This window comes from Streptomyces sp. A1136, from assembly GCF_004795055.1.
In the GTDB taxonomy this organism is placed as follows: domain Bacteria; phylum Actinomycetota; class Actinomycetes; order Streptomycetales; family Streptomycetaceae; genus Streptomyces.
Genome location: NZ_SSBJ01000347.1, coordinates 1 through 530, shown reverse-complemented (window position 1 = coordinate 530; position 530 = coordinate 1). Strand labels below are relative to the sequence as shown.

Sequence of the window (530 nt, the reverse complement as noted above, 5' to 3'; positions counted from 1 at the left end):
CCTCGGAGAAGACGGTCACTGAGGTCGCCCGCGACCTCGGTGTGAGTCCGGAGGGCCTGCGCGGGTGGGTGAAGCAGGCGAAGATCGACCGCGGCGAGGGGCCCGCCGGGGCCCTGACCAGTGCGGAGCGTGAGGAACTGGTCCGGCTGCGACGGAAGGTCCGCGAGCAGGAGGCCACGATCGACATCCTGGGAAAAGCGACCGCCTTCTTCGCCCAGGACAAGGCGAGGTAGACACCGACGCACGGTGTCGTCTCATCGATGCGGAGAAGGTATCCGAGGACAATCCCGCAGGTCACAGCGTCAGTCACCTGTGCCGGGCGCTGGGAGTGCCCCGCTCGACGTACTACGCGCATCTGGCGTTGCGGCCGGTGAGGGCGGTGCGGCAGCGGGCTGAGGACGCGCTGGTGAGCGAGATCCGTGTCCTGCATGCCGGGTCTCGCGGCGCCTACGGGGCCCCGCGGATCCATGCGGCTCTGCGGCGGGCTGGCCGGCTCGTGAACGAGAAGAAGGTCGAGCGGCTGATGCGCC

Annotated in this window: 2 protein-coding genes; both read left to right on the top strand. The window is 69.6% G+C overall.

The window, feature by feature from the left end:
* Nucleotides 1–233, top strand: a 233-nt coding sequence (locus E6R62_RS38970; protein WP_168714338.1) for a transposase, incomplete at its 5' end; no start/stop codon positions are given.
* 95 nt (nucleotides 234–328) lie between these two features.
* Nucleotides 329–530 (top strand): IS3 family transposase (locus E6R62_RS43325; protein WP_368773889.1); only part of this gene is annotated, 202 nt, incomplete at its 3' end.